The 20,589-nt window shown below is 71.4% G+C and carries 17 protein-coding genes; 8 read left to right on the forward strand and 9 right to left on the reverse strand.

Annotation, left to right across the window (positions count from 1 at the left end):
• Window positions 1-77: 77 nt before the first annotated feature.
• Window positions 78-584, reverse strand: a complete 507-nt coding sequence (locus ABD346_RS29815; RefSeq protein ID WP_344379087.1) for a DUF6912 family protein — start codon at window positions 582-584, stop codon at window positions 78-80.
• 278 nt (window positions 585-862) lie between these two features.
• Here ABD346_RS29815 and ABD346_RS29820 point away from each other — a divergent pair, with 278 nt between their 5' ends.
• Entirely contained in the window at window positions 863-1,270 is a 408-nt protein-coding gene (locus ABD346_RS29820; protein WP_344379088.1) for an Rv3235 family protein, read from the forward strand.
• A 101-nt stretch (window positions 1,271-1,371) separates the two neighbouring features.
• On the opposite strand, the gene secA is transcribed toward ABD346_RS29820, so the two are convergent.
• On the reverse strand, window positions 1,372-4,224 hold the full coding sequence (gene secA, locus ABD346_RS29825; protein WP_344379089.1) for a preprotein translocase subunit SecA: 2,853 nt from the start codon (window positions 4,222-4,224) through the stop codon (window positions 1,372-1,374).
• 197 nt (window positions 4,225-4,421) lie between these two features.
• Between secA and ABD346_RS29830 the strand changes: the two genes are divergently transcribed.
• Together ABD346_RS29830 and ABD346_RS29835 are read left to right on the forward strand one after the other, a co-directional pair.
• Window positions 4,422-4,994 (forward strand): GNAT family N-acetyltransferase, encoded by a 573-nt coding sequence (locus tag ABD346_RS29830; protein WP_344379091.1) that lies wholly within the window; start codon window positions 4,422-4,424, stop codon window positions 4,992-4,994.
• A gap of 44 nt (window positions 4,995-5,038) precedes the next feature.
• The gene (locus tag ABD346_RS29835; RefSeq protein ID WP_344379093.1) at window positions 5,039-6,205 is read left to right on the forward strand and encodes a winged helix-turn-helix domain-containing protein; all 1,167 of its coding nucleotides are present in this window, start codon (window positions 5,039-5,041) and stop codon (window positions 6,203-6,205) included.
• Here the strand turns inward: ABD346_RS29835 and ABD346_RS29840 are convergent.
• From ABD346_RS29840 to mtnA, 7 genes are all read right to left on the reverse strand, one after another.
• Entirely contained in the window at window positions 6,198-6,956 is a 759-nt protein-coding gene (locus ABD346_RS29840; RefSeq protein WP_344379094.1) for a response regulator, read from the reverse strand. The two genes, ABD346_RS29835 and ABD346_RS29840, sit on opposite strands and share 8 nt — an antisense overlap.
• 249 nt (window positions 6,957-7,205) lie before the next feature.
• A complete protein-coding gene (hpf, locus tag ABD346_RS29845) occupies window positions 7,206-7,895 on the reverse strand; it encodes a ribosome hibernation-promoting factor, HPF/YfiA family (protein ID WP_373300985.1) in 690 nt (229 codons plus the stop codon).
• Between the two features lie 314 nt (window positions 7,896-8,209).
• On the reverse strand, window positions 8,210-9,037 hold the full coding sequence (locus ABD346_RS29850) for a ComF family protein (protein ID WP_344379095.1): 828 nt from the start codon (window positions 9,035-9,037) through the stop codon (window positions 8,210-8,212).
• Window positions 9,038-9,105: 68 nt separating this feature from the next.
• On the reverse strand, window positions 9,106-11,013 hold the full coding sequence (locus ABD346_RS29855) for an LpqB family beta-propeller domain-containing protein (protein ID WP_381226931.1): 1,908 nt from the start codon (window positions 11,011-11,013) through the stop codon (window positions 9,106-9,108).
• Complete coding sequence (gene mtrB, locus ABD346_RS29860) at window positions 11,003-13,012, reverse strand: MtrAB system histidine kinase MtrB (RefSeq protein ID WP_344379097.1); 2,010 nt, start codon at window positions 13,010-13,012, stop codon at window positions 11,003-11,005. The genes ABD346_RS29855 and mtrB overlap by 11 nt, the downstream gene beginning before the upstream one ends.
• Before the next feature lies 1 nt (window position 13,013).
• On the reverse strand, window positions 13,014-13,703 hold the full coding sequence (mtrA, locus tag ABD346_RS29865) for a two-component system response regulator MtrA (protein WP_189389435.1): 690 nt from the start codon (window positions 13,701-13,703) through the stop codon (window positions 13,014-13,016).
• A gap of 4 nt (window positions 13,704-13,707) precedes the next feature.
• Window positions 13,708-14,856 (reverse strand): S-methyl-5-thioribose-1-phosphate isomerase, encoded by a 1,149-nt coding sequence (mtnA, locus tag ABD346_RS29870; RefSeq protein WP_344379098.1) that lies wholly within the window; start codon window positions 14,854-14,856, stop codon window positions 13,708-13,710.
• A 155-nt stretch (window positions 14,857-15,011) separates the two neighbouring features.
• Here mtnA and ABD346_RS29875 point away from each other — a divergent pair, with 155 nt between their 5' ends.
• The 5 genes from ABD346_RS29875 to ABD346_RS29895 are packed head-to-tail and all read left to right on the forward strand — an operon-like array spanning window position 15,012 to window position 20,431.
• Window positions 15,012-16,256 (forward strand): DUF7847 domain-containing protein, encoded by a 1,245-nt coding sequence (locus ABD346_RS29875; protein ID WP_344379099.1) that lies wholly within the window; start codon window positions 15,012-15,014, stop codon window positions 16,254-16,256.
• A gap of 4 nt (window positions 16,257-16,260) precedes the next feature.
• Window positions 16,261-16,950, forward strand: a complete 690-nt coding sequence (locus ABD346_RS29880) for a DUF4129 domain-containing protein (protein WP_344379100.1) — start codon at window positions 16,261-16,263, stop codon at window positions 16,948-16,950.
• Window positions 16,947-18,131: a DUF4350 domain-containing protein gene (locus tag ABD346_RS29885; RefSeq protein WP_344379101.1), complete on the forward strand. Its 1,185-nt coding sequence runs from the start codon at window positions 16,947-16,949 to the stop codon at window positions 18,129-18,131. Before ABD346_RS29880 ends, ABD346_RS29885 begins: the two co-directional genes overlap by 4 nt.
• Window positions 18,128-19,111, forward strand: a complete 984-nt coding sequence (locus ABD346_RS29890) for an AAA family ATPase (protein ID WP_344379102.1) — start codon at window positions 18,128-18,130, stop codon at window positions 19,109-19,111. Before ABD346_RS29885 ends, ABD346_RS29890 begins: the two co-directional genes overlap by 4 nt.
• 9 nt (window positions 19,112-19,120) lie before the next feature.
• Window positions 19,121-20,431, forward strand: a complete 1,311-nt coding sequence (locus ABD346_RS29895; protein WP_344379104.1) for a DUF58 domain-containing protein — start codon at window positions 19,121-19,123, stop codon at window positions 20,429-20,431.
• The last annotated feature ends 158 nt before the right edge of the window (window positions 20,432-20,589 follow it).

The raw sequence follows: 20,589 nt of genomic DNA on the forward strand, positions 1-20,589 counted from the left end.
CCAAAACGGTACCCACCCCCACTGACAATCGACCACGAGCGGCCGTATCCGCAGGTCAGAGCACATTTGGCGGGAGATCAGGCGATCAGGTTGGGGATCTCCTGCACCCCGAACCAGAGCAGTTCGTGGTCCTCGGCGCCGTCCACGGTGAACTGGGCGTCGTCGTCGCCGTGGTCGGCGGCGCCGAGCGCGTCCGCCGCGGCCGTCACATCGGCCACCGCGTCCTCGGCGTCCACGTGTACGGCGGCCGCCTTGGCCAGCGCCACCGCGGATGCGATCCGGACCTCGCCGAGCGAGCCGGCGTCCAGGGCGCTGTCGGGGTCGGCGGCCACGGTGTTGTCCGGCACGTCCACGGCGATCACGACGCGGCGTCTGGCGGTGCCGGGCGCTCCGGCGAGCAGCCGCAGCGAGGCCGCCGCGGCCCGGCTGAGCGCCGCGTACTCCAGCTCCTCGATGTCGTCGGATACGTACCACTCGCGCAGGCCGGGGGTGACGGCGTAGGCGGTGAGCGGGCCGGGGCCGAGCTCTCCCGCGCCGTGTGCCGCCGCGAGACCGGAGATGGTCAGGGGTACGTAGACGCGCATGACAGACCGCTCTCTTCTCGTCGTCCCATCCGGTCGTGAGACGGGTTCAGGATACGCGTGGGAGTCCCCCTTCGAGCTGCCGGTACCGGGTCGGGTCCGCTGTCCGCTGGATCCTGTCGCACCGGCCCCCACCTGGGAAGACGGCTCGCCCGCTCACCCGGATAGGTGAATCTGTGGAGCCCCGCGGCACCCCGGGTCGGTCCTTGCGGCGGCTCGCGCCGCCCCCGTACAAGATCCCCAGCAGAAGTTACCCACTGGTATCGAAGGGGGCGGCAGCCATGAGCAGGACCACGACCGGGCCGGCGGGACGCGGCGACCAGCGCAGGCCCGGCAGCACCGGAACCCGGCGCCCGGAGCGGCTGACCCCGCACGAGCTGTTCGCGCACAAGCTCCTCGCGGTGCTCAGCGGCGAGCGCCCGGTGCACTGGATGCTGGGCCTGACCGTCGGGGACGCCTACGAGCAGCTGGTGCGGCTCGCCCCGCGCACCCCGTTCCGCACCCGCGGCACCCGTCCCGTCGTACGGTCCTGCCGGGCGGCCCCGCCGGCCCGCGGGATCGTCGAGGCGGCCGCCTGCATCGCGGCGGGCGAGCAGGTGCGCGCCATGGCCTTCCGGCTGGAGCAGGGCGCCGACCTGCGCTGGCGGTGCGCCGCGGTCGAGCTGGGCGGCGAGCGCGTCCCGGCATAGCGAGGAGGGCGATGGCGGAGGGGGCCCGACAGCCGAAGGGGCCCGGCACCTTCCGGTACCGGGCCCCTCACGGCGTGCAGCCGCCGACAGCTTCTCGCGGCCTACTTCTTGCGGCGGCGGCCGCCCGTGGTCTTCTGGGCCTTGCGGCGCTCGGCGCGCGTCAGGCCGTCCGACTCCGAGCGGGCCGGCTCGTCGTCACCGTTGTCGAAGTCGCCCTCGACCACGCCGCCCTCGCCGTCCACCGTCGGCGCCGAGAAGTGCAGCCGGTCCGGGCGCTGCGGGGCGTCCAGGCCCTTGGCCCGGATCTCCGGACGCGCGGCCGGGATGGCGTCCTCCTTGGTGAACGAGGGCGCGTCGGCCGGAGCATCCTCGACCGGGACCTCCTCGACCTGCTGCTCGACCTGGACCTCCAGGTTGAACAGGTAGCCGACCGACTCCTCCTTGATGCCCTCCATCATGGCGTTGAACATGTCGAAGCCCTCGCGCTGGTACTCGACCAGCGGGTCCTTCTGGGCCATGGCTCGCAGGCCGATGCCCTCCTGGAGGTAGTCCATCTCGTAGAGGTGCTCGCGCCACTTGCGGTCCAGGACCGACAGGACCACGCGGCGCTCCAGCTCACGCATGATGTCGGAGCCGAGCTGCTCCTCACGGGAGGCGTACTGCTCGTAGATGTCGTCCTTGACGGACTCGGCGATGAACTCGGCGGTGATGCCCGCCCGGTCGCCCGCCGCGTCCTCCAGCTCCTCCACGGTGACCTTCACCGGGTAGAGCTGCTTGAAGGCACCCCACAGCCGGTCCAGGTCCCACTCCTCGGCGAAGCCCTCGACGGTCTCGGCCTGGATGTAGGCGTCGATCGTGTCGTCCATGAAGTGCCTGACCTGCTCGTGCAGGTCCTCGCCCTCCAGGACGCGGCGGCGCTCCCCGTAGATGACCTCGCGCTGGCGGTTGAGCACCTCGTCGTACTTCAGGACGTTCTTGCGCGTCTCGAAGTTCTGCTGCTCGACCTGCGACTGGGCGGACGCGATGGCGCGCGTCACCATCTTGTTCTCGATCGGGACGTCGTCGGGAACGTTGGCCATCGACATGACGCGCTCGACCATCTGGGCCTTGAACAGGCGCATCAGGTCGTCGCCGAGCGACAGGTAGAAGCGGGACTCGCCCGGGTCGCCCTGACGGCCGGAACGGCCGCGCAGCTGGTTGTCGATGCGCCGCGACTCGTGCCGCTCGGTGCCGAGCACGTACAGGCCGCCGAGCTCCTTGACCTCTTCGAACTCGGCCTTGACGGCCTGCTCGGCCTTCTCCAGGGCGGCGGGCAGCGCGGCGGCCCACTCCTCGACGTGCTCGACCGGGTCGAGGCCCGCCTGGCGCAGCTCGGCCTCGGCGAGGTCGTCCGGGTTGCCGCCGAGCTTGATGTCGGTGCCTCGTCCGGCCATGTTGGTGGCGACGGTGACGGCGCCCTTGCGGCCGGCCTGGGCGACGATCGTCGCCTCCCGGTCGTGCTGCTTGGCGTTGAGCACCTCGTGCTGGATGCCGCGCTTGGAGAGCTGCTGCGAGAGGTACTCGGACTTCTCGACCGAGGTGGTGCCGACCAGGATCGGCTGGCCCTTCTCGTGCTTCTCGGCGATGTCGTCGACGACCGCCTCGAACTTCGCGACCTCGGTGCGGTAGATCAGGTCGGACTGGTCCTTGCGGACCATCGGCCGGTTGGTCGGGATCGGGACGACGCCCAGCTTGTAGATCTGGTGGAACTCGGCGGCCTCGGTCATCGCCGTACCGGTCATGCCCGACAGGCCCGGGACTTCCTTGCCCTGCTGGTCGTGGCGCTTGTAGAGGCGGAAGAAGTTCTGCAGGGTGATCGTGGCGAGCGTCTGGTTCTCGTCCTTGATGTCCACCCCTTCCTTCGCCTCGATCGCCTGGTGCATGCCCTCGTTGTAGCGGCGGCCGGCGAGGATACGGCCGGTGTGCTCGTCGACGATCATGACTTCGCCGTCCATGACGACGTAGTCCTTGTCCTTCTTGAACAGTTCCTTCGCCTTGATGGCGTTGTTCAGGTAACCGACGAGCGGGGTGTTCACCGACTCGTAGAGGTTGTCGATGCCCAGCCAGTCCTCGACCTTGGCGACGCCCGGCTCGTGGATGGCGACGGTGCGCTTCTTCTCGTCGACCTCGTAGTCGCCGGTCTCCTCGATGCCCTTGAGCGGGTTGCCCGCCTCACCCTTGGTCAGGCGCGTCACCAGCTTGGCGAAGTCGCCGTACCACTTGGTGGCCTGGTCGGCCGGGCCGGAGATGATCAGCGGCGTACGGGCCTCGTCGACCAGGATCGAGTCGACCTCGTCGACGATCGCGAAGTTGTGGCCGCGCTGGACGAGCTCGTCCTGGGACCACGCCATGTTGTCGCGGAGGTAGTCGAAGCCGAACTCGTTGTTCGTGCCGTACGTGATGTCGCAGTTGTACTGGGCTCGGCGCTCGGCGGGCGACATGTTGGCGAGGATGCATCCGACCTCGAGACCGAGGAACTTGTGCACCCGGCCCATCATCTCGGAGTCGCGCTCGGCCAGGTAGTCGTTGACCGTGATCAGGTGCACGCCCTTGCCGGACAGGGCGTTGAGGTACGCCGGCAGCGTACCGACGAGGGTCTTGCCCTCCCCGGTCTTCATCTCGGCGACGTAGCCGAGGTGCAGGGCGGCGCCACCCATCATCTGGACGTCGTAATGACGCTGGCCGAGGACGCGCTTGGCGGCCTCGCGCACGGTCGCGAAGGCCTCGGGGAGCAGGTCGTCCAGGCTCTCGCCGTCCGCGTACCGCTCCTTGTACTCGTCGGTGAGGGCACGCAGCTCGGCGTCGGAGAGGTTGACGAAGTCCTCTTCGATGGAGTTGACCTGGTCCGCGATGCGGTGCAGCTTGCGCAGGATCTTGCCTTCGCCTGCACGCATGATCTTTGAGAGGACGGACACGGGGGTTGGTCTCCTTGCCGGTCGGGCCTGGCGCGGTCGAGTGGCTATGGGTATCGGTACAGCAACGGTCATCGTATGCGAGGACCCGGCCGCGCCGGGAGGTCTGCCGTTACGACAACGGACGGGACTGTCCGAAGGTGCCGGGCTGACGGGGAAATGAGGTGGCTCCGGCTGCCGGGCACCCGCAGAATCGGGCGATGGAACCCGTGACACTCACCTCGGAGCGGCTGCTGCTGCGCCCGCTCGGCCCCCAGGACATCGACGCCGTGTACGAGGGCGCCCAGGACCCGGCCGTCCAGCGCTGGACCACCGTCCCGTCCCCCTACACCCGCGAGGACGCCGAGACCTTCGCCGGCAAGATCGCGCCGGAGGCCTGGACGGCCGGCACCGAGTACTGCTTCGCGATCTTCCCCAAGGGCGGCGGGCCGCTGCTCGGCCTCATGGGCGTGATGGTGCGCGGCAAGGGCGCGGCCGAGATCGGCTTCTGGACGGTGGCCGAGCACCGCGGCCACGGCTACACCACGGAGGCGTTGCTCTGCCTGGCGCGCTGGGCGTTCACGGAGCTCGGGACCGACCGCCTGGAGTGGCGGGCCGAGGTCGGCAACGCGGGCTCGCGCAAGGTGGCCGAGAAGGCCGGCTTCACCGTCGAGGGCACCCTGCGCGGCGCCATGCCCAACAAGGGCACCCGCCGCGACAGCTGGGTCGGCGCCCTGCTCCCCTCCGACCTGGGCCTGCCGAGCGCCCTTCCCTACCTGCCCGCGCAGAGCTGACCTCGGCCCGGGCGTTGTCAGTGGCGGCCACTATCGTGCGGAGCATGACGAGCCTGCCGCCTCCCGCCGCCGAACTGTCCGCCGACGAGGCCCGCCGGATCGCCCTGCGCGCCCAGGGCTTCCTCGGCGCGGCCGACCGCCGGGCCGGGGTGCGCGGGGTGCTGCGTCACCTGGGCGCGGTCCAGCTCGACACCATCTCCGTGCTCGCCCGCTCGCACGAGCTCATCCCGTACGCCCGGCTCGGCGCGGTCGGCCGCAAGGCCGTCGAGGACGCGTACTGGAGCGGCGGCCACTCCTTCGAGTACTGGTCGCACGCGGCCTGCATCCTGCCCGTCGAGGAGTGGCCGCACTTCGCCTTCCGCCGCCGCGCCTACCGCTCCCGGCCGCACTGGAACCACGAACTGCCGGACGGCGCGTACGAGCAGGTGATCAAGCAGTTGCGTGCCGAAGGCCCGCTCACGGCAACGGACTTGGGCGGCGCCAAGAACAAGGGCGAGTGGTGGGACTGGTCGGCGTCCAAGGTCGCCGTCGAGCGGGCGCTGATGTACGGCGAGGTGGTCTGCACCGAGCGGCGCGGCTGGAAGCGGGTGTACGACCTGGCGGAGCGGGCCATTCCGGACGCGGTCCTGCACGACGACCTCGACGATGCCGAGTGCCTGCGCCGCCTGGTGCGGCTCGCGGGGCAGTCCCTCGGAGTGGGCACCCGGGCGGACATGGCGGACTATCACCGCCTCAAGGGCGAGCAGTTCGACGCGGTGGTCGCCGACTCGGGTCTGGTGCCGGTCACCGTGCAGGGCTGGTCCAAGCCCGCCTGGGCCGACCCCGAGGCGCTGGCCACCGAGCCGCGCGGCCGCCACCGCACCACGCTGCTTTCGCCGTTCGACTCACTGGTCTGGGAGCGCGCCCGCACCGAGCGGATCTTCGGCTTCACCCACCGTCTGGAGGCCTACGTCCCCAAGCCCAAGCGGATACACGGGTACTTCGCGATGCCGCTGCTCTCCGGCGGCAGGCTGATCGGCCGCGTCGACCCGGCGCGCGAGGGCCGCACCCTGGTCGCCAAGCAGGTCTCGCTGGACTCGCCGAAGGCCGTCCGGCCCATGGCCCAGGCCCTGCTGGAGGCCGCCGAGTGGGTGGGCTGCGACTCCGTACGCGTCGAACGGGCCGGGAGCCCGCAGGAGGCGGCGGCGCTCACCTCGGCGCTGGCTACCTGATCTCCAGGATCTTCTCGCGCATCGCGTAGACCACCGCTTCCATTCTGGAGTGCAGCTGCAGCTTCTCCAGGATGTTGCGCACGTGGTTCTTCACGGTGTTCTCGGAGATGAACAACTCCTTGGCGATGTCGCGGTTGTTCATCCCCGTGGCGACCAGCTTGAGAACCTCCAGCTCGCGGTCGGTGAGCCGGGGCGCGGGCACCAGACGGCGCTCGTCGGTGCGCTGGATCATCGACTTGAACTCGGTGAGCAGCTTGGACGCCATCGACGGGCTGATCTGCGACTGGCCGTCGGCCACCGCCCGGATCGCGGTGGCGACCTCGTCGGTGGAGATCTCCTTGAGGAGATAGCCGGTCGCGCCGGCCTTGATCGCGTCGTAGAGGTCGGCCTCCTCGTCGCTGATCGTCAGCATGATGATCTTCGCGCTGGGGGCCACCTCCTTGATGGAGGTGCAGGCCTCGATGCCGCCGCGCCGGGGCATGCGTACGTCCATCAGCACGATGTCGGGCAGCAGGTCGGCCGCCTTGTCCACCGCCTCCGCGCCGTCCCCCGCCTCGCCGACGACCTGGATGTCCTCCTCGGCGGCCAGCACGATCTCCAGGCCCCGGCGGAACAGGGCGTGGTCGTCCACCACCAGGACCCGGATCGGCTCCTTGCGGGAGGTGCCCGCGTCCATGCCGGCCTCGTGGTCCCCGCCGTTCGGGCTGTCGGCATGGGAACCGTCGTGCACCGGCCCGAAGCTGTCCGCCATCGTTCCTCCCCCTGAAGGCCGTGGCCCGAGTTGGTGTGCGGCACCAACCACGCTCCAGGGAGCTGCGGTTGGCGTGCGACGCCATGATTTCATGCCCGGCCGACAGAAGGGTGATCCAGTGGTCGCACGGTGGTGCCCCCGGGGGCGCACAAAGGCTCCAGGGGCACCAACACTCATGGGTACGGCGCGCCGCCCGCGGACGTTCAACGCGCCGACCAGCAGGTTCTCCGTGGTCCTTCCCGGCCGGGGTCAGCCGCCCAGCGCACCGCCCGCGCCGCTCGCGTCCTCACCGGCGAGCGGGTCGGTCTCCAGGTGGATGACGCCGTAGTCGTAGGCGTGCCGCCGGTAGACGACACTGGGGTTCTTCGTCTCCGAGTCGACGAAGAGGTAGAAGTCGTGCCCGACCAGCTCCATCTCGTAGAGCGCCTGGTCGAGCGTCATCGGGGCTGCGACATGGTTCTTCTCCCGGACCACCAGCGGTCCTTCGCCCTGTACTTCGAGCGAGCCGATCCTGGTGGTGGGAATGCGGTCTTCCTCCGAAGCGTCCACAGGCTTGCCGTTTCCGTTCAACTCCGCCACACCCGGTACGACATCCACGACCTCCGCGGCCGAGAGCCGGCCGTTGCCCCGGCGCGTGTAGCGCTTGTCGTGCTGCTTGCGCAGCCGCGCCTCCAGCTTGCCGGTCGCCAGGTCGAGCGCCGCGTACGGGTCTGCTGCCGCCGCTTCCGCACGGATCACCGGGCCGCGCGAGTGGAGGGTGATCTCCACCCGGTCCGAACGGTCCGCCTGCCGCGGGTTGTGTTCCTTGGACACCTCGACGTCGAGGCTGATTACCTTGCCGTCGAGCTTCTGGATCTTCTCCAGCTTCAGCTTCTCGGCCACGTGCTTGCGGAACCGCTCGGGCACCTCGGTCTTGCGGCCCTTGACGACGATGTCCACGCAGAACTCCGTTCCCGGATCACTCCGCCTCAGTGCGGAGCTGCTCCCTTTTGCACCAGACCCCGGTGAGTGCCGGGGCGTCGGACTCGGTGACGTATCACCTCCTCCTCCCCCGTCGAGAAGATCCCCACCCCACGAACCCGGGGGCAAGTGACAACGCGCCGAAGTTCAGCCGTGCATTAAGTGAACGGTCTTTCGCCATTCCTCACAACCGAACATAGCTCGATCGGCCCGAAGTCGGCACCCGCTACTCGCACGTACCTCCACTCAGGTGCTTCTGCCCTCTCACTACCTGCAACGATGCAAGTTCGCGGTCAGTTCCGGTTTATTGCGAACGTTTCCACGGTGGCCGCGACAACCGCGGCCACCGTGTGCGGAACACCGGCGTTCCGCACCTCGGCCCCGCCCCCCAGCCGCTGATGCGAAGCCGCCGAACGGGTAAATCCTGCAATTCCCTGTCCGGGGCATCGGTCTCCGCGCGGAGGGCCGTTGCCGGGTTCGCCTACCCCCTCCGCCCGCACCGCACGCGCCGCCTCCACCAGCGATGCGCCCGTGGTCATCAGATCGTCCACCAGGACCACCCGGCCGCCCTCCAGGAGCCGCGCACCACCGCCTGCCACCACCAGGGCCCCGGACAGATTCGCGAGCCGCTGCGGGGCGCTCAGGCCCGCCTGGTCGGCCACCGTGCGGCGCTGGCGCAGGACGGCGGCCACCCGGGCGTCCGTCCCCGTCCGGCGCAGCTCCCCGGCCGCGGCCAGCGCGATGCGCCGGGTCGCGTCGTGCCCGCGGGCCCGCACCGCACGCCGCGAGGACGGCACCGGGACAAGGAGCAACGGCTCCTGGCCGCGCGGCCCCGCCACCGCCCGCACCGCGCCCGCCAGTGCCTGCCCGAGCGCTGCGGCCATACCGAGCGCGCCCCGCTCCTTGTGCCCGAGCAGCACCGCGCGCACCGCGTCCTCGTAGGGCGCTGCGGCGTACACGGCGGGCAGCCCGGAGGGCTCCGGCGCCGGGCGGACCCGGCATGCGGGCGCCCCCAGCAGCGCCGTCCGGCACCCCTCGCACAGCGCCGTACGCGGCCTGCCGCAGCCGCCGCAGGCAGTCGGCAGCACAAGGCCGGAGAACTCCCGCCACCACCCGCGCATGGCTCCACTGTGCCAACGGGAGCAAGACCCCGGCCACCCCTGTGGACAACCCGTCCACAGCCCGGCGGCTACCCCGGATACGCGGGCGCCGAGCCCCTCTTGACGGCCGTCTTCCAGTTCGCCCCGGGCGGCAGCCGGACGATGCCGTCGTCCTGCGAGTGCGCCACCAGCGGCATCCGGTCGTCGTCGGTGGCCGTGATGTCCGTCAGCTTGTTGACGCTCGGCAGGGTGCCGGCCGCCGAGGTCGACCCGTCCGTCTGCACATAGCGCAGCTGCTGGGAGACCCCGCCGATCTCCTTGCCGACCACGACCAGACGGCTGCGCCCGGCCCAGGACACGGCGGTCACGTCCTCCATCTGCGGTGCTCCGGGCCGCAGTTCGCGCACCGAGACCACCTTCTTGTCACCGTCTTCGGTCCGCTCGACCCGCCCGATCCGCAGCGTCGTGTGCCCGCCCTCGGAGACGAGCAGGGCGATGCGCACGCCGTCCGCCGACATGCGCACCTGCTGGATCTGCGCACCGTTGAGCCCCGTCACGTCGACCGCCTCGGGCTCGCCCGTGCCCTGGGCGAGGCGCAGCAGCCGTGGCTTGGCCGGATTGCGATCGGCCACCCACAGGTCGCCGCGCCCGTCCCAGCTCGGCGCCGAGAGGCCGCCGTTCCTGGCGTCCTTGTCGTCGCTGGTCACCGGCGTGTGCACCAGCTCGCCGCCGGCCGCGAGCGGGGCCACGAGCAGGGCCTTGCCGTCCGCCGAGACGCCGGCCGCGCGCTTCTCGTCCCGCGAGACGGCGACCGTACGCACCTGCTGCTCGCCCTTGCCGAACGGCCCCTGCACCGGCTCGGTCACCACCGACGCGTCCGACCCGTCGGAGCTGTCCGTGCCGCCGCCCGAGCTGTCCGAACCGCTCGCATCGGCCCGCATCCGCTCCACATGGCCCGTGGTGTCCACGAAGTACTGCCCCGGGCTGGTCGACATGCGCTCCGGCGCGTACGTCTCGGCCTGGTCGCCGCTGAGCACGCACAGCTGGGAGCCGTCGGCCCGGCTGAGCTCCACCTGGCCGATCCGTGTGGTCGTCAGATCCCGCAGGGTGAAAAGGAGTTGGGCCGCCATCCGCTTGCACTGCGCCTCACCGACAGTGGAGGCCCGCTCGTTCAGCGGGACCTTCAAGGCGTTGCGGTCGTCCAGGGCGAGCGACTTGGTGTCGCTCTTCAGCGCCGTTCCCGACGGAAACTTCGAAGTGACCACCGGTTTCAGCCAGTTGGTCGGGCCGTCCAGGACCGACTGCACCGTCTGCGTGACCAGGTTCATCTGCGTCTCGGGGTCGGTGCGCTGGCGCACGTACACCGGGTCGGCGACCAGCTGGTTCTGGCCCGCCGCGAAGTAGTACTTGTTGACCGAGCGGTAGATGCGCTGGAAGTCGGACTGCCCGAGCAGCAGCCCCTCCGGCAGCGCGTCGATGCGCCACTCCCTGCCCGTCCCGTCCGGACCGCTCTGCCGCACCAGGTGAATGGTCTGGCTGTAGGTGTCCTGCGGCTTGGCGGGCTGGTAGGCGCGCTGTTTGTCGACGACGGCGACGGGCTTGCCCGACACCGTGAAGGTGAAGCCGCTCGAATCCGCGCCCCGGTCCCCGGACCGGTTCGGCTGCGGGTCGGGGCCCTCGGCAAGGACGGTGACCTGGTTCGCCTGCCAGTCCCTCGCGGCCTTCGCGGTCAGATACTGGCGGGCCATCGCGAACTGGGGATCGTCGCTGGTCATGGCCTCGAGGAAGCCCGCGACGATCTCGTTGGGCTCGGCGCCGGGCCGCGGCGGCACGGCGTACACCTGCACCTGCGAATCGGCCCGCTGGGACGCCGAGACCGAGTCCACGTCACCACTGCTCGGCATGGACGCACAGCCCGACACCAGCAGCGAGCCGCAGCCCAGCACGACCACCGCCCGGGGCAGCGTGCCGCGGGCCCTCCCCCGGTCAGCGCCCACGGGCCGACCCCTCCTGGTCAGTCATGTCAGCGAGCCGCTCGGGACTCGCCGAGCCCTCCCCGCGCTCGGCTTCGGGCCGCGCGCCCGGTTCCGCGTCGGCCGGCCGGGCCACCACGCGGCCTCCGCCGACCCCACCGCCTCCGGGCAGCCCCGCCGGGCTGGCCGCCGGACCCGAGGTGCGCGGGCGCACCGGCGCCGTGGGCGGCACGGGCAGCGTGGAGCGGTCCAGCCGCGGTGTCGGTACCGACGAGAGCCGGTTGCCCTGCGCCTGCGCGGCCCCCGCCTCGGCCTTGGCCCGCTCACGGGCGGCCCGTGAGTCCTCCGGCTCCAGCGGTATCGGCGATCCGCGCAACGGCTCGTCGGCGGTACGCGGCAGGGTCAGGCGGAACTGGGAACCGCCGCCCGGCTCGCCCCAAGCCTGCAGCCAGCCGCCGTGCAGCCGTGCGTCCTCGACGGCGATCGACAGGCCGAGCCCGGTACCACCGGTGGTGCGGGCGCGCGCCGGGTCTGCCCGCCAGAACCGGTTGAACACCCGCGTCGCCTCGCCGGGCTTGAGCCCGACGCCGTAGTCCCGCACCGCGACCGCGACGGCCCCGCCGGCCGCCGCGAGGCGCACCACGACGTCCCGCCCCTCACCGTGCTCGACGGCGTTGACGACCAGGTTGCGCAGCACCCGCTCGACCCGGCGGGCATCGGCCTCGGCCACCACGGGTTGTTCGTCGCCGGCCACCCGTATCCGGGTGCCCTTACGCTCGGCGAGCGGCTCGGCGCCCTCGATCACCCGGCGCACGACCTCGCGCAGGTCTATCGGCTCGGCTTCGAGCGCCGCCGCGCCCGCGTCGAACCGGCTGATCTCCAGAAGGTCGGCGAGCAGCGACTCGAACCGGTCCAGCTGCCCGGTGAGCAGCTCGGCCGAGCGTGCCGTCACCGGGTCGAAGTCGACCCGCGCCTCATGGATGACATCGGCTGCCATCCGTACGGTCGTCAGGGGTGTGCGCAGTTCGTGCGACACGTCGGACACGAACCGCCGCTGCATCCGCGACAGCTCCTCCAGCTGGTTGATCTTGCCCTGGAGGTTCTGCGCCATCTTGTTGAAGGCCTCTCCGAGCCGGGCGATGTCGTCCTCGCCGGTGACCTTCATGCGCTCTCTGAGGACGCCGGTGGAGAGCCGTTCGGCGACTCCGGCCGCCATCCGCACCGGCGTGACCACCTGCCGCACCACGAGCCAGGCGATCGCCCCGAGCAGCACCACGACGAAGAGCCCGGCCGTCGCAAGGGTCGTCTTGACCAGGGTGAGCGACCTCTCCTCCTGCACCAGCGGGAAGAGGTAGTAGAGCTGGTAGGACTGCCCGTCGACGTCCTTGAGCCGGGTCCCCACCACGAGCCCGGGCTCGGCCTCCTGGCCGTCGGTGAACTTGATCGAGGTGTACGTCTTGAACGCGCCGACGCCCTCGTCGACGCTGTCGCGCAGGCTCTGCGGAACGCTCGCGCGGGGGTCCACGAAGCCGGAGGCGCGCGGCCCGCGGTTGCTGGACGCCGAGTCGGAGTCCGACGAGGCCGAGCCCAGGGCGACGACGTAGAACGCGCCCTGGCCGCTGCTCGCGAGCTGCGTCACCAGGTCGTTGCGCCAGCTCACCGAGGAACCGGAGCCGCGGCCCGAGGTGGAGTCGTCACCGGACGAGACGGGCGTGCCCGCCTTGTCCTTCGCGACCGCGAAACCGCCGGCGGACTGGCTCACGGCCGCCTTCTCCTTGGTTTCGAGCAGGCCGTTGCGCACCGCCCCGATGACCACGAACCCGAGCAGCACGACCACGCCCAGCGACATCAGCAGGGTCGCCGCGACCACCCGCAGCTGGATGTTGCGGCGCCACAGCCGCGCGGCGGGCAGCAGCGGGCGCCGCAGCCAGCGCACGACGAGGCGCAGCACCGGACCGCCGGGCGCTCCGTCCTGGAGCAGCCGGCCGCCCCAGGACGTCTTGCGCCCGGCTTCTTGGGTCATCTCAGCTCGGTCCTGCCTTGTAACCGACCCCACGGACGGTCACCACGATCTCCGGCCGCTCGGGGTCCTTCTCGACCTTCGAGCGCAGCCGCTGGACATGCACATTGACCAGGCGGGTGTCCGCCGCGTGGCGGTAGCCCCAGACCTGTTCGAGGAGTACTTCTCGAGTGAACACCTGCCACGGCTTGCGGGCGAGCGCGACCAGCAGGTCGAACTCCAGCGGGGTCAGCGCGATCGACTGCCCGTCCCGCTTCACCGAGTGCCCCGCCACGTCGATGACCAGATCGCCGATGGCGAGCTGCTCCGGCGCGGGCTCCTCGGACCTGCGCAGCCTGGCCCGGATCCGGGCGACCAGCTCCTTCGGCTTGAACGGCTTCACGATGTAGTCGTCGGCCCCGGACTCCAGGCCGACCACCACGTCCACGGTGTCGCTCTTTGCGGTGAGCATGACGATCGGCACACCCGACTCGGCCCTGATCAGCCTGCAGACCTCGATGCCGTCCCGTCCGGGCAGCATGAGATCGAGCAGCACCAGGTCGGGCTTGGCGTCACGGAATGCCGCCAGTGCCTTGTCGCCATCCGCTACGAACGACGGCTCAAAACCTTCTCCACGCAACACAATGCCGAGCATCTCGGCCAGTGCGGTGTCGTCGTCGACGACAAGGACGCGTCCCTTCATAAACGTCATCATCCCATTAGCTAATCGTTACCTGGCGTGACCTGGCACACAGCTCCCTCAGCCCGCCCCCTGTCACCGGGGAGAGCACCCCTTCCTCCGTGACGACGGCCGTGACCAGTTCCGGCGGTGTCACATCGAAGGCGGGGTTGTACGCCTGCGTCCCCAGAGGTGCCACCGGCAGGCCGGAACCCGACCCCCAGCCGCCCCCCGGGACCTGCGGCGCAGTGAACTCTGTCACCTCCTGGCCGGGCCGCTGCTCGACCTCGATCGAAGCGCCGTCGGGAGTCTCCAGATCCACCGTCGTGACCGGCGCGACCACGACGAACGGCACGTGGTGGTACTTGGCGAGCACGGCGAGCGGATAACTCCCCACCTTGTTCGCCACCGAGCCGTCGGCCGCGATGCGGTCGGCACCGATGAGCACGGCGTCCACCTCACCCGCCGCGAACAGCGAGCCGGCCGCATTGTCGCTCAGCAGGCTGTACGCCATTCCACTGCCCGCCGCTTCGTACGCCGTCAGCCGCGCTCCCTGAAGCAGCGGCCGCGTCTCGTCCACCCACAGCCGCCGCAGCCGGCCCGCCCGGTGCGCGGCCAGCGCGACCGCGAAGGCGGTGCCCTCGCCGCCCGAGACCAGGCGGCCGGTGTTGCAGTGGGTGAGGATGCGGTGGCTGCCGCCGGGCAGCAGCTCGTCGAGCAGCGCGAGCCCGTGCCGGGCCATCCGCGCGCTGGCCTCGGCATCCGCCCGGTGCAGCTCCTTGGCCGCGGCCAGCGCCACCGCCCCGGCCTCCGCCCGGCCCACACCCTTCTCGACGGCCGCCCGGTACGCCCCGGCCGCCAGCCGCACCCCGTACCCGAGGTTGACCGCGGTGGGCCGCGCCCCCGCGAGCAGCGCCGCCGCCTCGTCCACGTCGTAGCCGCGTGCCGCGGCGAGCGCCACCCCGTAGGCCCCGGCGAGGCCGAGCAGCGGAGCTCCTCGTACCGCCAGCGTCTGGATGGCGAGCACCAGCCCCGGCACATCCGTGCAGACGAGCTCCACCTCCTCGGCCGGCAGCCGGGTCTGGTCCAGGAGGACCAGCACCGGGCCCTCCGGCGGCTCGTCCCAGCGCAGCGAGGGAATCCCCGAAGGACCGGGGCCCATGGTGGTTCGCACGTCCTGATCAGCCATCCGCCCAGTCTGCCCCGTGAGCCGCCGACAATTGAAGGTGCGAACGAGATACGGGGGCAGGTCCGCGGCCAGGATCCACGTGGCACGATGGCAGCCAACCCGAAGGAGCCGGCACGCGCAGCCGGTCCCGCGACCAATCCACGAGGTGGACGACCGTGAACGACTCTCCGGGCTGGGCCTCGCCCGGATCGGCCCCCTCCGACGGCGAAAACTCCGGCACTCAGCCGACACCCGAGCCCTCCGACCGGGCCCGTGCCTCCTCGAAGTGGTCGCAGGACCAGCCTCCGGCCGCCCAGTGGTCCCCACCGGGCGCCGGCCTGACACCGCCCGCACCGCAGCCCGGCCGGGGCGGCCCGCAGCAGGGTCCCGGCGGCTGGGGCCAGGTCCCGGGGCAGCCTCCGGGCGGCAACTGGAACCAGAACTACGGCCGTCCGCCCGCCGCCAAGCCGGGCGTCATCCCGCTGCGCCCGCTGGGCGTCGGCGAGATCCTCGACGGTGCCGTCTCCACCACGCGCGCCCACTGGCGCACGGTCCTCGGCCTGACGCTGGCCGTCGCGGTGATCTCCCAGATCGCGCAGATCCTCGCCGTCCGGTTCATCCTGCCGCCCCCGGCCTCCATCGATCCGAACGCGACCGGCACCGAGGCCGTCAACCAGGCCTTCGACGCCCTGCAGTCCAGCCTGCTCGACTTCACGCCGTCCCTGATCATCGGTCAGTTCGCCACGCTGTTCACGACGGCCGTCCTCACCATCGTCGTCAGCCGTTCCGTGCTCGGCCGCCCGGTGAGCCTCGGCGATGCGTGGACCGAGGCCCGCCCACGTCTGCTGAGCCTGTTCGGCCTGCTGGCCCTCCTGTTCGGCATGTTCTGCGCGATCTTCGCCGTCGGCATCCTTCCCGGCGTGCTCCTGGGGGGAGGCGGCGGCGCCGCGCTCGTCGCGCTCGGCGGTCTCGCCGCGTCCGTGGTCACCCTGTGGCTGTACGTCCGGTTCAGCCTCGCCTCCCCGGCGCTGATGCTGGAACGGCAGAGCATCGTCCAGTCCCTGCGCCGCTCCGCCAAGCTCGTCAACGGCTCCTGGTGGCGCATCTTCGGCATCAGCCTGCTGACGTCGATCCTGATGGCCATCGTCTCGATGATCATCATGATCCCGTTCGCCGCGATCGCGATGGCCGTGGACAGCAGCGACTTCCACGGCATCCTGAGCGGCACCACCCCGGAGTTCGGCTGGCCCTACCTGATCATCTCGGGAATCGGAGCCGTGATCGCCTCGGCGATCACCTACCCCATCGCCGCCGGTGTCAGCGTGCTGCTCTACATCGACCAGCGCATCCGTCGCGAGGCCCTCGACCTCGAACTCGCCCGCGCCGCAGGCGTTCCCGGCTACCAGACACCCGGGAGCTGATGCCGTGTCAGGAGCGGGGGGCTTCATCACGGCACAACTGCGAAACGGCGCATCCGGCACACCTCCGGTGGACATCGGGCGCGACGCCGCCCGCGAGGCGGCGCGGCGCGAACTGTCCGACCCGGCGTACCACCAGAACGACCCGAGCCTCCTCCAGCGTGCCCTCGACGCATTCTGGAACTGGGTCGGCTCGCTCTTCGACTCGGCATCGGGAGCCACCCCCGGCGGCCCGCTCGGCCTGGCCGTGATCGTGGTCGCCGTCCTCGCCCTGATCGCCGCACTGTGGTGGCGGCTCGGCACCCCGCAGCGGGCCGTCACCTCGGGCGGCACGGTCTTCGACGACCGCCCTCGCAGCGCCGCCGAACACCGCACCGCTGCCGAGGCGCACGCCGCCGCCCACCGCTGGAACGAAGCCGTCCAGGAACGGATGCGCGCCATCGTCCGCTCGCTGGAAGAGCGCGCCCTCCTCGACCCCCGCCCCGGCCGCACCACCGACGAGGCCGCCGCCGAAGCGGGCCGCCCCCTGCCCGCCCACGCGGACCGGCTGCGCGCCGCCGCCCGGTCGTTCGACGACGTCACATACGGCGGCCGCACCGCCGACGAAGCAGCGTACGGACGCCTGCGCGACCTCGACCGCGCTCTCGAACGCACCAAGCCCGCGTTGAGCGACGCGGTCCGCGGAGGGGCCGAGTGACCGCCCCCACAGCCGCCCCGGCCTCCACCTCGGTCACGGCCCGCCGGCTGTGGATCCGTACCCGGGGGCTGCTGCTCGCCCTCGCCGTCCTGGCCGCGGCCGGCATCGCACTCGCCGCGCTGCGCTCCAACTCCCAGCACGGCAGCCTCGACCCGCGCTCCGCCGACCAGTACGGCAGCCGAGCCGTCGCCCAACTCCTCAAGGCCCAGGGAGTCTCCACCCACGTGGTCACCACCCTCGACGAGGCGACAGCGGCCACCGGCCCCGACACCACGCTCCTGATCACGGTCCCCGACCTCCTGACCGAGGCTCAGCAACGCCAACTCCGCGCCGCCACCACCGACTCCGGCGGCCGTACGGTCCTCATCGCCCCCGGTTCGCCCTCCCTGGGCATCCTCGCCCCCGGAGTGCGCGCCGAGAGCCCCGTCTCCGTCAAGCCCCGCGACCCCGGCTGCGCCCAGCCCGCCGCGACGCGAGCGGGCCGCGCCGACACCGGCGGCATCCGCTACGCGGCCCCCGACGAGACCGGCGACGGCTGCTACCCGGCCGACGGCCTGCCCACCCTGCTCCGCACCGCGCCCCACCGCCAGGGCGACACCGTCCTGCTCGGCGCCCCCGACATCCTCCTCAACCACCGCCTCGACAAGGAGGGCAACGCCTCCCTCGCCCTCCAACTGCTCGGCACTCGCCCCCATGTTGTCTGGTACCTCCCCTCGCTGGGTGACGTGTCGGCCACCGACGGCGGCCAACGCTCCTTCTTCGACCTGATCCCCTCCGGATGGCGCTGGGCCACCCTCCAACTCGCCCTCGCCGCCGCACTCGCCGCCATCTGGCGGGCCCGCCGGCTCGGCCCCCTCGTCACCGAGCAACTCCCGGTCGCCATCCGCGCGTCCGAGGCGACCGAGGGCCGCGCCCGCCTCTACCGCAAGGCCAACGCCCGGGACCGCGCGGCCGAGACCCTCCGTTCGGCCACCCGCAGCCGCCTGGCCCCCCTCGTCGGCGTGACCGCCTCGGCGGCACACTCCCCCGAGGTCCTCGTCCCGGCCGTCTCCGCCCGGCTCCCCGCCGCCGGCCGTGACCCCCTTTCCCTGCTCTTCGGCCCGACACCCGCCGACGACGCCGCACTGGTCCGCCTCGCGGACGAACTGGACGCCCTCGAAAGAGAGGTACGCACTTCATGAGCGACCGCACCCCGGAGACCGCAGCGAACCCGGACAGCGCCCGCGCTTCCCTGGAAGCCCTGCGCGCCGAGATCGCCAAGGCCGTGGTCGGCCAGGACTCCGCCGTCACCGGCCTCGTCGTCGCCCTCCTGTGCCGCGGCCATGTGCTGCTCGAAGGTGTACCGGGCGTCGCGAAGACCCTCCTGGTGCGCGCGCTGGCAGCCTCTCTCGAACTCGACACCAAACGCGTCCAGTTCACCCCCGATCTGATGCCGAGCGACGTCACCGGGTCCCTCATCTACGACGCCCGTACCGCGGAGTTCTCCTTCCAGCCCGGTCCGGTCTTCACCAACCTGCTGCTCGCGGACGAGATCAACCGCACCCCGCCCAAGACCCAGTCGTCCCTCCTCGAAGCCATGGAGGAGCGTCAGGTCACGGTCGACGGCACCCCGCGCCTCCTGCCCGATCCGTTCCTGGTGGCCGCCACCCAGAACCCGGTCGAGTACGAGGGCACGTACCCCCTGCCCGAGGCCCAACTGGACCGATTCCTGTTGAAGTTGACGGTCCCTCTGCCATCACGCCAGGACGAGATAGACGTGCTGGCCCGCCACGCGAACGGCTTCAACCCCCGCGACCTCAAGGCGGCAGGCGTACGCCCGGTGGCCGGCCCCGCCGACCTCGAAGCCGCCCGTGCCGCCGTCGCCAACACCTCGGTCTCGGCCGAGATCACCGGCTATGTCGTCGATATCTGCCGTGCCACGCGTGAATCCCCCTCGCTCAGCCTCGGGGTCTCCCCCCGCGGCGCCACCGCCCTGCTCTCCACGGCCCGGGCCTGGGCCTGGCTCACCGGCCGGGACTACGTCATCCCGGACGATGTGAAAGCCCTGGCACTCCCCACACTCCGCCACCGCATCCAACTGCGCCCCGAAGCCGAGATGGAGGGCGTCACCGCCGACTCCGTCATCACCTCGGTCCTCGCCCACGTCCCCGTGCCCCGCTGAGGCGCCCCCATGGCCCTCACCGGACGCTCCGCACTCCTCGCCGCCCTCGGCTCCATCCCGGTCGGCGTCTTCGCCCCGGGCTGGACCGGCATGCTGGCGGTCAACGCTCCCCTTGCACTCGCAATTCTGTGCGACTACGCCTGCGCAGCGCCAGTGCAGAAGCTCCAGTTCACCCGAAGCGGTGATACGTCAGTTCGACTGGGTGACGCGGCCGAGGTCGGCCTCACCGTCACCAACCCGTCCGGCCGCCGCCTCCGCGCCCAGCTCAGGGACGCCTGGCCGCCCAGCAGTTGGCTTTCCGGCACCGAACAGGCCGCGTCCAGGCACCCGTTGACGATCCCGGCCGGCGAACGAAGCCGCCTGTCCACAACGCTGCGGCCGACTCGCCGGGGCGACCGCCACGCGGACCGCGTCACGGTCCGCTCGTACGGCCCGCTCGGCCTGGCCGCCCGTCAGGGCAGCCACCGCATCCCCTGGACGGTCCGCGTCCTGCCGCCCTTCACAAGCCGCAAACACCTCCCCTCCCGCCTTGCCCGGCTCCGCGAACTCGACGGCCGCACCAGCGTGTTGACCCGCGGTGAGGGCACCGAATTCGACAGCCTCCGCGAGTACGTTCCCGGCGACGACACCCGCTCCATCGACTGGCGCGCTACCGCCCGCCAGGGAAATGTCGCCGTGCGCACCTGGCGTCCGGAGCGCGACCGCCACGTACTGGTCGTCCTCGACACGGGCCGCACATCGGCCGGCCGCGTCGGCGATATACCCCGGCTGGACGCCGCCATGGACGCCGGGCTGCTGCTCGCCGCCCTCGCTTCACGAGCCGGCGACCGTGTCGATCTCCTCGCCTACGACCGTCGGGTACGCGCCCAGGTACTGGGCCGAGCCGCAGGCGAGCTCCTGCCCGCGCTGGTCAACGCAATGGCCCCGCTCGAACCGTCCCTCGTGGAGACCGACGCCCGTGGTCTCACCGCAGCCGCCCTGACCCACGCACCCCGCCGCTCCCTGATCGTCCTGCTGACCAGCCTGGACACAGCGGCAGCGGAGGAAGGCCTGCTCCCCGTACTACCTCAACTCACGCAGCGGCACACGGTGCTGGTGGCATCGGTGGCCGATCCTCACATCCAGCAGATGGCAGCCGCACGAGGCGACGTCGAGGCGGTCTACGAGGCAGCCGCGGCCAGCCAGACCCAGCATCAGCGCCGTCGCACCGCCGAGAAACTGATGCGCCACGGCGTCACAGTCGTCGACGCCACCCCGGACGAGCTGGCCCCTGCCTTGGCCGACGCATACCTCGACCTGAAGGCGGCGGGCCGCCTGTAAGGAAGGAGAGGAAAAGGGAGGGCCGAAAGAAGGGAGCCCTCTCCCGGCCCTCCCTGAAACGCGAAAAAGCCCCGCACCGTGATCCGTTGATACGGACCTGGTGCGGGGCTTTCCCCAAAATTTGTTCGGCGGCGTCCTACTCTCCCACAGGGTCCCCC

The sequence above is a fragment of the Streptomyces mauvecolor genome (assembly GCF_039532965.1).
GTDB lineage: Bacteria > Actinomycetota > Actinomycetes > Streptomycetales > Streptomycetaceae > Streptomyces > Streptomyces violascens.

Coding starts and splice junctions, on each gene's coding strand:
- mtrA (WP_189389435.1), bottom strand. CDS start 13,703: ATGATGACGTTTATGAAGGGACGCGTCCTTGTCGTCGACGACGACACC.
- ABD346_RS29850 (WP_344379095.1), bottom strand. CDS start 9,037: ATGCGCGGGTGGTGGCGGGAGTTCTCCGGCCTTGTGCTGCCGACTGCC.
- ABD346_RS29890 (WP_344379102.1), top strand. CDS start 18,128: ATGAGCGACCGCACCCCGGAGACCGCAGCGAACCCGGACAGCGCCCGC.
- mtnA (WP_344379098.1), bottom strand. CDS start 14,856: ATGGCTGATCAGGACGTGCGAACCACCATGGGCCCCGGTCCTTCGGGG.
- ABD346_RS29895 (WP_344379104.1), top strand. CDS start 19,121: ATGGCCCTCACCGGACGCTCCGCACTCCTCGCCGCCCTCGGCTCCATC.
- ABD346_RS29835 (WP_344379093.1), top strand. CDS start 5,039: ATGACGAGCCTGCCGCCTCCCGCCGCCGAACTGTCCGCCGACGAGGCC.
- mtrB (WP_344379097.1), bottom strand. CDS start 13,012: ATGACCCAAGAAGCCGGGCGCAAGACGTCCTGGGGCGGCCGGCTGCTC.
- ABD346_RS29830 (WP_344379091.1), top strand. CDS start 4,422: ATGGAACCCGTGACACTCACCTCGGAGCGGCTGCTGCTGCGCCCGCTC.
- ABD346_RS29820 (WP_344379088.1), top strand. CDS start 863: ATGAGCAGGACCACGACCGGGCCGGCGGGACGCGGCGACCAGCGCAGG.
- ABD346_RS29815 (WP_344379087.1), bottom strand. CDS start 584: ATGCGCGTCTACGTACCCCTGACCATCTCCGGTCTCGCGGCGGCACAC.
- ABD346_RS29840 (WP_344379094.1), bottom strand. CDS start 6,956: ATGGCGGACAGCTTCGGGCCGGTGCACGACGGTTCCCATGCCGACAGC.